This is a genomic window from Amycolatopsis sulphurea (assembly GCF_002564045.1).
Taxonomy (GTDB): domain Bacteria; phylum Actinomycetota; class Actinomycetes; order Mycobacteriales; family Pseudonocardiaceae; genus Amycolatopsis; species Amycolatopsis sulphurea.
In genome coordinates this window covers 3,903,984-3,916,849 of sequence record NZ_PDJK01000002.1, presented here as the reverse complement: position 1 = coordinate 3,916,849, position 12,866 = coordinate 3,903,984, and the positions used below count along the sequence as shown (strand labels likewise).

The 12,866-nt window shown below is 69.3% G+C and carries 12 protein-coding genes, 1 tRNA gene and 1 pseudogene; 6 read left to right on the top strand and 8 right to left on the bottom strand.

Annotation, left to right across the window (positions count from 1 at the left end; translation table 11 throughout):
* Positions 1 to 191 precede the first annotated feature (191 nt).
* Together ATK36_RS24030 and ATK36_RS24025 are read left to right on the top strand one after the other, a co-directional pair.
* Complete coding sequence (locus ATK36_RS24030) at positions 192 to 1,022, top strand: thioredoxin-like domain-containing protein (protein WP_098513559.1); 831 nt, start codon at positions 192 to 194, stop codon at positions 1,020 to 1,022.
* A gap of 4 nt (positions 1,023 to 1,026) precedes the next feature.
* Entirely contained in the window at positions 1,027 to 1,764 is a 738-nt protein-coding gene (locus ATK36_RS24025; RefSeq protein ID WP_098513558.1) for a DUF305 domain-containing protein, read from the top strand.
* 235 nt (positions 1,765 to 1,999) lie between these two features.
* On the opposite strand, the gene ATK36_RS24020 is transcribed toward ATK36_RS24025, so the two are convergent.
* The 3 genes from ATK36_RS24020 to ATK36_RS24010 form a co-directional block, all read right to left on the bottom strand.
* A complete protein-coding gene (locus ATK36_RS24020) occupies positions 2,000 to 2,605 on the bottom strand; it encodes a flavin reductase family protein (RefSeq protein ID WP_098513557.1) in 606 nt (201 codons plus the stop codon).
* A gap of 9 nt (positions 2,606 to 2,614) precedes the next feature.
* Complete coding sequence (locus ATK36_RS24015; protein WP_098513556.1) at positions 2,615 to 3,535, bottom strand: cation diffusion facilitator family transporter; 921 nt, start codon at positions 3,533 to 3,535, stop codon at positions 2,615 to 2,617.
* 153 nt (positions 3,536 to 3,688) lie between these two features.
* Positions 3,689 to 4,810, bottom strand: a complete 1,122-nt coding sequence (locus ATK36_RS24010; RefSeq protein ID WP_098513555.1) for an epoxide hydrolase family protein — start codon at positions 4,808 to 4,810, stop codon at positions 3,689 to 3,691.
* Positions 4,811 to 4,944: 134 nt separating this feature from the next.
* Here ATK36_RS24010 and ATK36_RS24005 point away from each other — a divergent pair.
* Positions 4,945 to 5,017 (top strand) — tRNA-Arg (locus tag ATK36_RS24005).
* A gap of 904 nt (positions 5,018 to 5,921) precedes the next feature.
* Here ATK36_RS24005 and ATK36_RS34810 read toward each other — a convergent pair.
* Positions 5,922 to 6,272: pseudogene (locus ATK36_RS34810) on the bottom strand (recombinase family protein); the annotation flags it as partial.
* A gap of 434 nt (positions 6,273 to 6,706) precedes the next feature.
* Here ATK36_RS34810 and ATK36_RS23995 point away from each other — a divergent pair.
* From ATK36_RS23995 to ATK36_RS34805, 3 genes are read left to right on the top strand one after another with little or no spacing between them, the layout of a single operon-like run.
* Positions 6,707 to 7,990 carry a TniB family NTP-binding protein gene (locus ATK36_RS23995; RefSeq protein WP_098513554.1) on the top strand — a complete coding sequence of 428 codons (1,284 nt, stop codon included), beginning with the start codon at positions 6,707 to 6,709 and terminating at the stop codon, positions 7,988 to 7,990.
* A gap of 3 nt (positions 7,991 to 7,993) precedes the next feature.
* Complete coding sequence (locus ATK36_RS31640; protein ID WP_141544518.1) at positions 7,994 to 8,371, top strand: TniQ family protein; 378 nt, start codon at positions 7,994 to 7,996, stop codon at positions 8,369 to 8,371.
* Positions 8,253 to 9,281, top strand: coding sequence for a TniQ family protein (locus ATK36_RS34805; RefSeq protein WP_098513553.1), 1,029 nt, complete (start codon positions 8,253 to 8,255; stop codon positions 9,279 to 9,281). Before ATK36_RS31640 ends, ATK36_RS34805 begins: the two co-directional genes overlap by 119 nt.
* Positions 9,282 to 10,030: 749 nt before the next feature.
* Here the strand turns inward: ATK36_RS34805 and ATK36_RS23980 are convergent.
* Genes ATK36_RS23980 through ATK36_RS23965 form a run of 4 tightly spaced genes read right to left on the bottom strand, consistent with a single transcriptional unit; the run spans position 10,031 to position 12,864 of the window.
* Complete coding sequence (locus tag ATK36_RS23980) at positions 10,031 to 10,657, bottom strand: pentapeptide repeat-containing protein (protein WP_141544517.1); 627 nt, start codon at positions 10,655 to 10,657, stop codon at positions 10,031 to 10,033.
* Positions 10,658 to 10,672: 15 nt separating this feature from the next.
* On the bottom strand, positions 10,673 to 11,314 hold the full coding sequence (locus tag ATK36_RS23975; protein WP_098513550.1) for a DUF6445 family protein: 642 nt from the start codon (positions 11,312 to 11,314) through the stop codon (positions 10,673 to 10,675).
* Between the two features lie 13 nt (positions 11,315 to 11,327).
* Positions 11,328 to 11,810, bottom strand: a complete 483-nt coding sequence (locus tag ATK36_RS23970) for a hypothetical protein (RefSeq protein WP_098513549.1) — start codon at positions 11,808 to 11,810, stop codon at positions 11,328 to 11,330.
* Positions 11,803 to 12,864: an aldo/keto reductase gene (locus ATK36_RS23965; RefSeq protein ID WP_098513548.1), complete on the bottom strand. Its 1,062-nt coding sequence runs from the start codon at positions 12,862 to 12,864 to the stop codon at positions 11,803 to 11,805. Before ATK36_RS23965 ends, ATK36_RS23970 begins: the two co-directional genes overlap by 8 nt.
* Positions 12,865 to 12,866: the final 2 nt, after the last annotated feature.

The following is a 12,866-nucleotide window of genomic DNA, read 5'->3' as shown; positions in this document are numbered from 1 at the left end:
TCTAGGTGCGCGCACGTGCGCGGGGCGCACCGCGGTCCGGACAGCGGAGATCGCGCGCACACCCGCCCCGGCCGTTTGGCCCGCGGAACGGCTCCCCGGGTGTTCACGGTGGTCCGGCGTCCGGTCTCTACACTGGGCTTCCGGCGGGCCCGTCCGGGTCTCCGCAGCCCTCACGAGGAGATCGCGGGACGATGGCGAACGGCACAACCGGCAAGAAGGGCACCACCGGCAAATCGGCGGTGAAGGCGGCCCGTGGCCGCTCCGTCGTGGCCAAGAAGGGCACGCCGTGGGGCACCATCACCGGCGTGATCCTGGTGGTCTGCCTGCTGGCCGGGGTGATCACCTACTACCTGGTGAAGTCGGCCCCGCAGCGCGAGCAGAAGTCCCGGGACGAAGCGGCCGCGGCATTCGCGCCGACGGCGAGCGATCCCGACCCGTCGAAGAAGATCCCCGGCGTGCTCACCAAGCAGTACACCGGCTCGGTGCACATCCTGCCCACCGAGCGGGTGGCCTACGACCAGAGCCCGCCCTTCGGCGGCCCTCACGACGGCTACTGGGCCGCGTGCAACGGCGTCGTCTACCCGAACGCGGTGCGCAACGAGAACATGGTGCACGGGCTCGAACACGGCACGGTGTGGATCGCCTACAACCCGGACCAGGTCAAGGGCGACCAGATCGACCTGCTCACGGCGCGGGTCAAGGGCAAGCCTTACATGATGATGTCGCCCTACCCCGGCCTCGACAAGCCGATCTCGCTGCAGTCCTGGGGCCACCAGCTGAAGCTGGACAAGGCCGACGACCCGCGCATCGACGAGTTCGTCGCCGCGCTGCGGACCAACCCGAACGGGGTGTACCCGGAGATCGGCGCGTCCTGTGACGCGCTCGGCCCCGGCCAGTTCGACCCGGCCAACCCGCCGAAGTTCGACCCGAGCAAGCCCGGCCCGGACGCGAAGCCGATGGACTACCAGGGCAGCACCGGCGCGGCCAAGGAGCAGAAGCCCGGAATGCCGGCCGGACAGTGATCCGATGACCGAGGCCGAGCCGTCCCCGGAGACCGCCGACGTCGCCGGTCCTGCCGGTCCTGGGCGGCCGAACTGGTCGCGCTGGGTGATCATCGCCGGCACGCTGGTGGCCGTGCTGCTGGCCGGCGCCGCCCTCGGGCTGTTCGCGGCCCGGCTCTCCGGCGGGGACGCGAACACCGCGAGCCCGGAGGCGGGTTCGGTGGAGGTCGGTTTCGCGCAGGACATGTCGGTGCACCACCTGCAGGCGGTCACCATGGCGAACTGGGCGCGCGACCACACCGCCGATCCGGAGGTCCGGCAGCTCGCCTTCGACATCGCGAGCACGCAGACCGAACAGGTCGGCCGGATGAAGGGCTGGCTCATGCTGTGGGATCGGCCCGAGCAGTCCATCGGGCAGTACATGAGCTGGATGAGCGAACCCGGCGGCCACAACGGGATGCAGATGTCCGGCGGGGCCACCTCCGTGCCGATCGCCGACGGCCTGATGCCCGGCATGGCCACCGACGCCGAGCTGGCGAAGCTGCGCACGCTCAGTGGCCAGGCGATGGACGTGTACTTCCTGCAGCTGATGCTCCGCCACCACCAGGGCGGGGTGCCGATGGCCGAGTACGCCCAGCAGCACACCAGCGTCACCGCGGTGAAGCAGCTCTGCCAGAGCATCCTGACCTCGCAGGGCGCGGAAATGGCGCAGATGAAGCAGATGCTCCAGGCACGGGGGGCTCAGCCGCTGCCTGCCGCCTGATCCGCGGCCCAGGGGCCAACTCTTCCTGGGCACGCGGGGCTGTGAAGGGCCCCTTCACAGACTCTGAGTCCGTCAAGGGCACCCTCACGGACCCCAAAACCGGTCGGGCAGCCACGGCTCTCTCTGCTGATCACGGGCCCTCGGCCAACTTTGCGGGGCCCTGGACTCTGCGGCGGTGAAGGACCCCTTCACGGCGCGGGCGAGCACAAGCCAGCGCAACCGGCTTAAACCGACATCAGCGGGGCTTCCGGTCGGAATACCGGGGCCGCCGCAGTTCCCGCACCTCGCCCATCGTCGACCACTCGTCGCGGCCGAGGCGGGCCAGCGGGCGGAGGCGGTCGATCACCGGGTGGTCGCCGTCGAGGACGGCTTCGGCCACCGCGAGGTGCACCACCCGGCCGAACACCACGGTCGACCCGCCGAAGCCGAGCGTGCTGTGCAGCTCGCATTCGAAGGAGACCGGGGACTCGGCGACCCGGGGCGGGCGCACCCGGAGGCTGGGCTCGCGGGTCAGGCCCGCTGCGTCGAATTCGCTGACCTCCGGCGGGAAATCCGTGCCGGTCTCGTTGACCTGCTCGAACAGCTCCTCGGGCGAGAGGTTCACCACGAACTGCCCGGTCTCCTCGACGTTGCGCAGGGTGTCCTTCCGTCCCACCGAGGTGAACTGCAGCACCGCGGGCGACGTCGACGCGACCGTGAAGAACGAATGCGGGGCCAGATTGTCCACGCCCGCCGCGGAAGTGCTGGACACCCAGGCGATCGGGCGCGGCACCACCGTGGCGGTCAGCAACCGGTAGAACACGTGCGGGGCGATCTCCGCGGGATCGAAGTCCTTGCGCATACGCCCGGTCTACCAGGACAGCTCCGTGCACCTGCGGGCGGACTGCGGGGCTTCGACCTGCAACGTGGCATGCTCGATGGAATACCGCTTCGCCAGCAGGTCCTGCGCCCGGGTCAGCACGGCGGCCTGTTCGGCCTCCGCGGTCACGGTCAGGTGCGCGGAGGCCACCTCCATGCCCGAGGTCAGCGTCCACACGTGCAGATCGTGCACGTCCGCCACGCCCGGCAGGGCGGACAGCTCGGTGCTGATCCGGGACACGTCCACGCCGGCGGGCGCGTGCTGGAACAGAATCCGCAGCGCCCGGCGGGCGAGCGTCCAGGTGCGGGGCAGCACGAACAGCCCGATCGCGACGCCGATGATCGGGTCCGCGTACCGCCAGCCGGTGGTCAGCGTGATCGCGCCACTGACCAGCACGCCGACCGAGCCGATCAGGTCGGCCAGCACCTCCAGGTAGGCCCCGCGCACGTTGATGCTCTCCTGCGCACCGGAGCGGAGCAGGAAGAACGACACCACGTTCGCGACCAGCCCGGCCGTCGCGGCGAGCAGCACCGGCAGGCCGGGCACCTCCGGCGGGTCGGTGATCCGCCCGATCGCCTCCACCACCACGTATCCGGCGACCCCGAACAGCAGCACCGCGTTGGCCAGCGCGGCCAGCACCTCGGCCCGGTACATGCCGAACGTGCGGCTCGGCGTCGGCCCGCTGCGGCGCGCCAGCATGATCGCGACGAGCGCCATGCCGACCCCGAGCACGTCGGTGAACATGTGCGCCGCGTCGGAGACCAGCGCCAGCGAGCCGGTGGCGAAGCCCACCACGAACTCCAGGACCATGAACCCGGCGCCGATGACCAGCGAGATCAGCAGCGCCCGCAGGTAACGACCGGACGCGCTCGCCGGAGCGGCGGTGTGTCCGTGGCCGTGCCCGTGTCCCATTGCCCGCCTCCCGTTGGCGCACTGCTGCCTATCCTCGAGCGGAATATATAGTCGAATGCGCATATATGCAATACAGGTTAGGCTCACTTCACTTCTAGCACGGGAGGGCAGGGGCTGCCCACCCCCTGACGCAGGGTTTCCGGGAAGTGGGAGTCAGCGCACGAGCCGGAAGAACCCGCGGATCTGCGCCACCAGCGACTCGGGCTGTTCCATCGCCGCGAAGTGCCCGCCCCGGGGCAGCTGCTCGTACCAGCGGAGGTCGAGATACCCCAGCTCGGCCTCCCGGCGCGACGGCCGGCTGATCTCCCGCGGATAGACCGAAACCCCGGACGGCGCGGTGACCTGGCGGCGGAATGCACCGTAGCTCTCCCAGTACAGCCGCGCGGACGAGGTGGCCGACGCGGTGAACCAGTACGCCGAGATGACGTCGAGCATCCGCTGCCGGGACAGCGCGTCCTCCGGATGCCCGTCATTGTCCGTCCAGGCCCAGAATTTCTCGGCGATCCAGGCTGCCTGCCCCGCGGGCGAATCGGTGAGCCCGTAGCCGAGCGTTTGCGGCCGAGTGGCCTGCTGACCCGAATAGCCACGCCCGGTGCGCGCGAACTCCTTCGACGCTTCCGCAGCCGCGAGTTCCCCGGGCGTCGGATCGCCGAACACCCCCGAGGGCGCCGACGCCATGTTCACATGCACCCCGGCGACCCGCTCCCGCGCGACCTCGCCGAGCGCACCGGACACCGCGGACCCCCAGTCGCCGCCCTGCGCCCCGTAGCGCTCGTAGCCGAGCGAAACCATCAGCCGATCCCAGGCCCGCGCGATGCGGTCCACGCCCCACCCGGCCTCCGCCGGCTTGTCACTCCAGCCGAACCCCGGCAACGACGGCGCGACGACATGGAAGGCGTCGCACGGATCCCCGCCGTGCGCCCGCGGGTCGGTCAACGGCCCGAGCACGTCGAGAAACTCCAGCACCGACCCGGGCCACCCGTGCGTGAGCACCAGCGGAAACGCACCCGGCTCGGGCGAGCGGACGTGCAGAAAGTGGATCCCCAGCCCGTCCACGGTGTCCCGGAACTGCGGAAACGCATTGAGCCGCGCGCCGAACCCGAAGTCGTAGTCCTCCGCCCAGGCGCGGCACAGCTCCTGGACGTACCCGAGCGGAATCCCCTGCGACCAGTCCGCCACGGTCTCCGCCTCCGGCCACCGCGTACGCCGCAACCGCTCCCGCAGATCCACAATGTCCGCTTCGTCAACCTCGATCCGGAACGGCTCCGCAGTCACGGCTGTCTCCCCTCTGGCGTCTCCCCTGATGGCCCGGCAAGATCGACATTATCGGGTTTCCGACGGGCGGGACCCCTCCGGTGTGGGGGACGAAACGGGGTGCGCTAGGCTTTCTCCAGTCGCGCAAGTGGCAAGCCCTCGTAGCTCAGGGGATAGAGCACTGCCCTCCGGAGGCAGGTGTCGCAGGTTCGAATCCTGCCGAGGGCACTCCAAGGATGGGAACGGGAGAGGTGCTAGTCATGGCACCCTCCTTGTTCTCGTTGTTGTGTTTGCGCTGGTTGAGTCGCTGCGCTCGGTCGAACGGCAGGATGAGGGCCTCGTGGGCGGCGTGACGTGTCGCTGGCAGTGTCGTTCCGGCTAAGGTGACCGTGCACTTGATCTGGTTGGCGTCTTTGTGGTAGTGGAGTTCGAGTCGGAGGGCTTCGAACAGGCGCCGCGCGGTGTCTTCGGGTAGTTCTTCGATCCGGACCTCGCCCACGGGCAAGGTGTCGAGCAGGTCGGGGTTGGGTGCCTGTTGGTTGGCTTCCTCGGCTTCGGCGAGCTGGGCTTCGAGTTGGGTCTTGCGCTGGTGAAGTTCGGCGCGTTCCTCGTTGATGTCGCGGACGAAGTCCTCGGTCGGTGTGTCGATACGGGAGAAGTTGCGGACGAGGTTCTTGATCATTCGGGTTGTGCTGTCGATCTCGCGGCGCAGCGCGGCGAGGCGTTGCTCTCGTTCCCGTTGGGCAGCGGTGCCAAGGTCTCGGACTGTGCTGTCGAGCAGGTTGCGGCGGTAGGTGCCGAAGATGTGGGTAGAGAGGAATTCGTTGAGCTTGTCGACGATCGCGTCTTCGCGGACCCAGATACTGCCGGCGGATGGATGTCCTTTGGGGATGTAGTGCTTTTTCGGCGCGCAGACGTAGTAGATGACCTGGTCACGACGAGTTTTGCCGTACATGCGGCGGCTGCAGGCACCCCAGAACAGGTAGGTGCGCAGCAGGTACGAGCGTTTGGTCTGGGGATGTTTGACGTTGGTGTTGCTGGTACTGCGGGAACCGAAGCGGTGTCCGCTGATGCCCTGGGCTGTGAGCCAGTCTTCCAAGGTGACGAGAGAATCGTGGACCGGTTGCGCGGACCAGATCCATTCCTCGATGGGGTTGGCGCGGTTGCCGCGGGACTTGCGACCCTTGCGGTTCCACACCATGTGCCCGGTGTATTTGGGGTTAGTGAGGATGTCGCGCACGTTCGAGTAGGTCCAGCGGCCGACGGAGCGCTTCGGGTCGACGGGCACGGGCGGTGGGTAGGTCGCTGGATCGAGGTTCAGCCGGTCTGCGATCGCTGGACCGGCCTGCCACCCGAGGGCGAGGTCCCGGCCTTCAGCGACGCCCGCGTCCGCGACCTGCTCTCGGCCGCGCGGCAGGCGGGTCTGAAACCCCGCACCGATGCCGAGCTGTTGCCGCTGCTGCTGGAGCTGATCGGTGCACATATCCCGGTCGCGGCCTGGCCGTCCCTGCCCAAGGCCGCCCGCACCGAGCACGCCCGTGAGGTCACTCAGGCCGCCGCCGCCGCGGCGGCCGACCGCGCCAGCGTCCGCGCGGTGCACACCGTTGACAACACCGGCACACCACAGCCCCGGCGGCCACGAGCACCCCGCCTGGACCCCGCGCCCCAGCCCGCGACCGGCGACACACCGGCTGCGGGCTGGACCGAGCGCGCCCGCGCCGGGCAACAGGCAGTCGACGCTGACCGGCGCCGCCGCCGCGAGGAGGCCGTGGCCGCCGGACCGGTCAGCCCGCCACCACGGTTGGGCGAGGCGTTCCGCCGACGTTCGCTGTTCCTACTGGCCGACAACGACCCCGACGACAACGTCGGCGACACCCCTGCCGAACACCCGGAAAGCGCCTCGTGACACAGCACCCCATGACACAGAACGGCGGCGAGCAGCAGCCGGCCGCCCCGTTCATCCTGCCCGGCCCGGTCACCGACCGCGAGACCGTCGCGGGCTGGAAGGAGTGGCGGCTGGCCCGCCACTCCTTCCAGCCCGCGCCCCAACTGAGCGTGGCCGACTATCGCACGCTGAGCCCGCGCAAGCGGGCCTTGCACGACCTGCACCGCGCGGCCACTCACGCCAACCTGCCGTTGCAGGAGACCCCGATGAGCGCCGCGGTCGTCCGGCTGATGCGGTCCCGGTTGCAGACCAACGCGCTCAAGCACAAGCCGACCACCCGGCCCGGCCTGATGATCACCGGTGGTGGTTACCAGGGCAAGACCGAGACCGCCTGCGAGATCGCCGCCGCGTTCGAGGACGCCTGGCTGGACCTGCACGACCAGCTCAACCCCGCCGCGATCCCCGGCACCAGAGACCTGCACGCACCGGTCGCCTACGTCCAGACCCCGGTGACCGCCAAACCGAAAAGCACCTGCCAGGCGATCCTGGACTTCTTCGGCGCCGACCACAAACGCATGACTCTGCCGCAGCTCACCCGCGCGGTCCGCACCTCGCTGCGCGACCACGGCAACCGGGTGCTGTTGCTGGACGACATCACCCGCCTGAAGATGCACCGCGCCGACGACCAGGACACCCTCGACCTGATGCGCACCTTCATGAGCATGCACACCACGCTCGTGTTGATCGGCGTCAACATCCCCGGCTCCGGCCTGCTGCGGGAAGGCCGCCACGACCCGCGCACCGGCCAGTGGGTGTTCCCGCCACCTTCCGGCGCCGCGGCGGCCACGATGGCCGGCGACGACCCGGCCACCCAGACCGAGCGGCGCTTCGACCTGATCCACCTCGAGCCGTTCCGCTACGACACGCCCCGGAGCATCGCCGCCTGGACTACCCACCTGGTCGGGCTGGAGGAGCACCTGCGGCTGTTTCACGCCCGCCGCGGGATGCTCACCGGCGGCACCATGCCCGAGTACCTGTTCCGCCGCACGGGCGGCGTCGTCGGCCTGCTGGAGCGCCCGATCGAGGAAGGCTGCGCCGAGGCCGTGGAGACCGGCGTGGAAAAGCTGACCGAGGATCTGCTGGACACCATCTTGATCAACCTCGGTAACGACCCCGCCCGGGACGCCGCCGCCGGGGAGATCCCCAAGGTTCCCGCCGTCGCAGCTCCGACCAAGCGCAAGCGCAAGGCCCGCAACACTGTCTTCGACGACACCGGCATCCCGACCGGCGGCCGGACCGCCGGTCAGGGAGCATGATCTGTGTCCCGGCCGCTGCCGCGCAGCCTTGACCCGCTGCCGGACGAGTCGATCATCGGGTTCGTGCTGCGATTGGCCCAGCGGCTTCAGATCCCACCCGCCCGCGTGGTCGAACTCACCGGCCTGAACACCGGCCATCGCAGCAGCACCTCCGCCCTGGGCCTGGCCGTCCACGTCGTTCCCGCCGCACGGCACGCCTTCGCGCACGCGACCAGGCTGACCACCACCGAGACCGACAACCTGTTCCTCAGCGCGCTGGGCGATCGCTACCCAGCCGCCCAACCCGAAACGCGGCCTCAATCGCTGGGGCAGCACCACCTACTTCGACCGGTGGCTGTTCACCCGGTCCACTCGCTACTGCCCGGCCTGCCTGACCGGTGAGGACAGCGAACTTGGCCGGACACTCGGCGGCCCTTGGCGCAGAACCTGGCGGCTGCCGGTCATGTTTGCCTGCACCGAGCACCGCCGCTACCTCGATCACCAGTGCCCGGCCTGCCACCACCCAGTCCACCTCCGGCACGGCGGCGGTCATCCCCAGTGGGGCACCACCAGCCTGCACCCCACACAATGCCGGTTCGCTGGCGGAATCGGCGCACGCGAAGCCGAGCGCGCCGCCTGCGCCGCCTGGCTTTCCGCGCCCCGGCACCCAGCCGGCAAACCGGCCAGCACGATGTCTGTCGCAATGCTCGACCTCCAGCACCGCATCCACGCCGCCCTGGATCCACAGCGGCCGGACCGGGTCGACGTCCTCGGCCGAGAGACCGTCGCCCGCCACTACTTCGTCGACCTGAAGATGATGGCCTACCTGGTTCGGGTCTCCTGGCCGCTGGGCCGCGACTTCGCCGCCACCCCCGCCGTCGCCGACGCGCTCGACGAGCACCTGGCCGACCTCAACGCGCAGTTCCAAGCGACCGTCCGGAACCCGAAATCCAAGGGCTACAGCCAGAGCGTCCAGCACTTCCTCAAATCGCCCCCGTTTGGACGCCCTCGCCTGCGCCAGGCTGTTGGACATCGCCGACCACCACCTACTCCATCTCGGCTCGCCCCAGGCCCTGAGCGGCGAACTGCGGCGCCTGCTGGCCCACGACGACCGCCGTCCGGGCAAAGCTGCCTGGAGCCGGACTTTCCTGTCCGGACGCCCGGACTGCTCGGAGGGGATGCGCCAGGCGGTCGCCCCGGTGCTCCAGAGCTACACCAGCGCTCACCGATCTCGCGGCCTGCACGCGCCCATCCGCCGCACCCAGTTCGGTCCCGAGCACATCGCCCAGTTCCTGCAACAAGACTGGTATGACAAGCACTTCGGGCACTTCACCGGCATCGCTGAGGTCCACCTGCGCCGCGGCGCCGCGCTGCACCTGTGTCAGCTCGCGGCCGGCGGCTCCATCAAGCAGGCCGCCGGGCGTCTCGGCCTGCCCGACACTCCCGCCGCCCTCGATCGCTGCCACTCCAGTGCCAAGGCGCTGCACCGCTGGACACGTGCTCGCCCCGACCAGCACGAGTTCGACACCGTGCTGCACCAACTCGTTGACCACCTCGCGGCCACCCCCGACCTGATCGACTACGACCGGCGCCGCGCTGCCCTGCGCGGGGACTGGTGCATCGACACCGAGACCTGGCGCTGGATCGCCGACCAGCTTCCGCCACCAAAGTGGATCCACGGCCGCCAGCCCCAGCTCGGCGACCGGAAACGCCAGAGCGCGTCGATCTACGTGGGCCCGCGTCACCGGCACCGAGCACGTCTTCGCCCCGCACCCGTTGCGCGACCGGCAACCCGCCGAGCAGCGCAACGCATGGCGGATCAGCGACTACGCCTTCTGGGCACGCTTGCGGCAGCCCAGCACGCGCCCCCACGACATCGCGCTGCACACGCTCCTCGACGCCTACGCTGGCAGGCTCGCTGCGCACATCGACCGCACCGGGCACGTCACCCACGAGCCCTGCACCGAAACCATTGGGCGGCAATGACTACTCGCCGTGCACTTGACATCTGGCTGTTCACAGCTGCACAGCTGCACAGTCCGGCGTGGTGTCACCCTCGGTTTAACGGAGGAACTTCGCGGCCCTGGTGATATCGGTACCTTCCGTGAAGGCGGTGCTGAGGTCGACGTCCCACATGTAGGCGTCCCACAGGTCGGCGCCGCGGAAGGCGGTGTGGGTGCAGGTAGCGTCGCGGAGGTCGGCGTGGCGCAAGTCGGTGCGACGCAAGTCGGCTTCGGTGAGGTCTGCGCCGGCGAGGCCTGCGCGGTAGAGGATGCTGCCGGACAGGTTGGCGCCGACCAAGCGGGCGCGGCTGAGGTCGGCTTTCTCCAGGTCGGCGCCACGCAGATCGGCTTCGGCGAGGTCGGTATCACTGAGGCGGGCGCCGGTGAGGGTGGCGCCGCGCAGACAGGCGCCGCTCAGGTCTAGTTCGACGCCCTGTTCACGGATCAGCGCCCAGCCGTCGACCACCCACAGGTCAATGGGGTCCAGTCGGGTCAGCACGAGGGTGCGCAGGTTGGGAAGTTCGGCGGCCGTACGGAACACGCGGCCTGCGGCGATCTCCTCCGCAACGAACTCGGCGATGTCCACCACCGCTAGCACCGCGTCATCTGCGGCAACCAGGCCGTACTCCTCGCTCGTGCCATCAGCGGCGCAAGCGGAGATCATGGCGTCAACGAGTCCTCGCACGGTCTCGTTCCTCTCTCAGGATGTTTTGCGGGCGATGGTCACGGGGCGCGGCAGTTCGTTAAAGAAGAAGCTGTGGGTGAGGCGGGCGGTCTCCGGGCTGTCACCGCAGCCGCCGAGTGGGGCGTGGTAGACCTCGCTGCCGCGGAAAAGGATCAGCCGGTTGTACACGGGACCGATCCGGCCCACTTCCTCCCATTTGGACAGATCCGCCATGTCGCGATGCACCACCTCGTCCTCGAACTGGGCGGCATCGACAAATCCCATGGCTCTTGCCTGCCGGTCGGTCGGTGGGGCCGACAGGCCGGTTTCACGGTGGCGGAAGAAGCCTGTGCCCGCGCTGGGCGGCGCGTCAGGGGTTAGGTACACCATGCCTGCCCAGTCGATGGAGGTGTCGGCGTGGACCTTGGTCAGTTCACCGGTCCCTGCGGTGATGAACCGGAACCCGCCCCAGGTGAACCGGGCGTGGTCGACGTAGATGGGGGCGCCCACCAGCCGTGCGAACGCCTGCTGGATGGCGTCGGTGCGTAGGTTCTGCCTGCTCTGCCAGCCGGGGTAGTCAGTCGCAGTGATGTCGGCGTACTCGGCGGACAGCGCCAGTTCTCGCATCCGGTCGGGCTTGGCGTAGAAGCCGTCAACGATGATCACTTTGCTGCGCATGGCTGTCCTGTCCTCAAGCTGGGGCACCTTCGAAGAGGAAGACCTGGGTGAGCCTGCCGTTCCCTGGGGAGGAGCCGAAGCCCAGGGTGGCCCGGTGGGACAGCGCGGAGGCGTGGAAGACGACCATGCGGTTGAAGACCACCGGGATGTGCAGGGTCTCCTCGGTCAGGGTCTGGTCGCGGTAGAAGCTGGTACCGCCCGCGCACAGCGACGGTGGGCTCAGGTGGACCACGGCGGCCCACTCGGCGGTGCCGTCGATCTCCTCGGTCCGTGGGCTGTCCGCGCTGAGGAGGGCGAAGTACCCGAAATCGGGGCGTTCGTGCTCCGGGCGCCACCCGAGGACCGCCACGATCCCGTCCCGCGCCTCGGTTGTCGAGTACCCGGCGGTGGTCCGGCCTGGCCGGGAACCGGTGGACCAGGCCGCCGATGCGGCGACCGTGCGTACGGCGTCCGGGTCGCGGTAGAACGAGTCGACAACCTCGATGGTCTTACGCATCAGCGGCCCTCTTTTGGCGTTGCGGCAGGTCGTTGCCGTGGACGAGCTTTTGCAGTTGTGGTGTCAGGAAGTTGTACGGGTGGGCCAACACGGGTTCGCTGACCCTGTCGAGCGCGGTCCGCGCGTCCTCGGGCAGGTCGACCTCCGCTGCGCGCAGGTTCTGTGCCAGTTGTTCCGGCCCGGATACCCCGAGCAGGATGCTGGCGAGCGGTTCACGCCCCAGCAGCCACGCCAGAGCCACCACCGCACGCGGGTGCCCGGTGTCGGCGGCGACCTTGTCGAGCTGTTCCAGCACGTCACCGACGCCAGGGGCGAACGGATCGACGTTGCCGGTGCCGAAGGTCTCAGTGAGCCTGCCGGCGCCCTCCAGCCTGCGCTCGCCCTCGGCGACCCGGTAGCGGCCCGCGAGCAGGCCGTTCGCCAACGGACCCCACCCGACCAGCCCGACCCCGGTGTGTTCGGCCAGAGTCGCGAACTCGTGCTCGACCGAGCGGACCAGCAGGTTGTAGTTGAGCTGGACCGCCGACACGGCGCCGGGGTGCAGCCCTTCGGCGACGCCGACATACCAGGCGGGCACGTTACTCACGCCGAGATAGCGGATTTTGCCCTGTGCGACCAGGGTCTGCGCGGCGGCTAGGGTCTCTGCGACCGGTGTCTCGCGGTCCCACAAGTGCAGGTAGTACAGGTCGATCCAGTCCGTGCCAAGTCGTCTGAGCGAGCGGTCCACGGCGGCGGTCATCGCGCGTCTGCCGCTGCCGCCGCTGTTGACGTTCCTCGGGTCGGTCCGGTAGCCGAACTTGGTCGACAGGACCACTCGGTCGCGGGCCGAGTGCGCTTTCAGCGCCCGACCGAGCCACACCTCGCTCTCCCCGCCGTTGTAGACGTTGGCGGTGTCGAAGTGGTTGATCCCCGCGTCCAGCGCCAGCCCGACGACGACGTCCGCGTCCTCCTCGGACATCGTCCACCGTGGACCCCAGCGCGATCCCAAGGTCGCCGCGCCAAAGCCGAATTCGGAGACCTTCACGCCAGTTCGCCCCAGCCATCGGTAGCGCATCA

Coding starts and splice junctions, on each gene's coding strand:
- ATK36_RS23970 (WP_098513549.1), bottom strand. CDS start 11,810: ATGCGTAAGACCATCGAGGTTGTCGACTCGTTCTACCGCGACCCGGAC.
- ATK36_RS23975 (WP_098513550.1), bottom strand. CDS start 11,314: ATGCGCAGCAAAGTGATCATCGTTGACGGCTTCTACGCCAAGCCCGAC.
- ATK36_RS24020 (WP_098513557.1), bottom strand. CDS start 2,605: ATGCGCAAGGACTTCGATCCCGCGGAGATCGCCCCGCACGTGTTCTAC.
- ATK36_RS24030 (WP_098513559.1), top strand. CDS start 192: ATGGCGAACGGCACAACCGGCAAGAAGGGCACCACCGGCAAATCGGCG.
- ATK36_RS23965 (WP_098513548.1), bottom strand. CDS start 12,864: ATGCGCTACCGATGGCTGGGGCGAACTGGCGTGAAGGTCTCCGAATTC.
- ATK36_RS24015 (WP_098513556.1), bottom strand. CDS start 3,535: ATGGGACACGGGCACGGCCACGGACACACCGCCGCTCCGGCGAGCGCG.
- ATK36_RS23995 (WP_098513554.1), top strand. CDS start 6,707: ATGACACAGAACGGCGGCGAGCAGCAGCCGGCCGCCCCGTTCATCCTG.
- ATK36_RS24025 (WP_098513558.1), top strand. CDS start 1,027: ATGACCGAGGCCGAGCCGTCCCCGGAGACCGCCGACGTCGCCGGTCCT.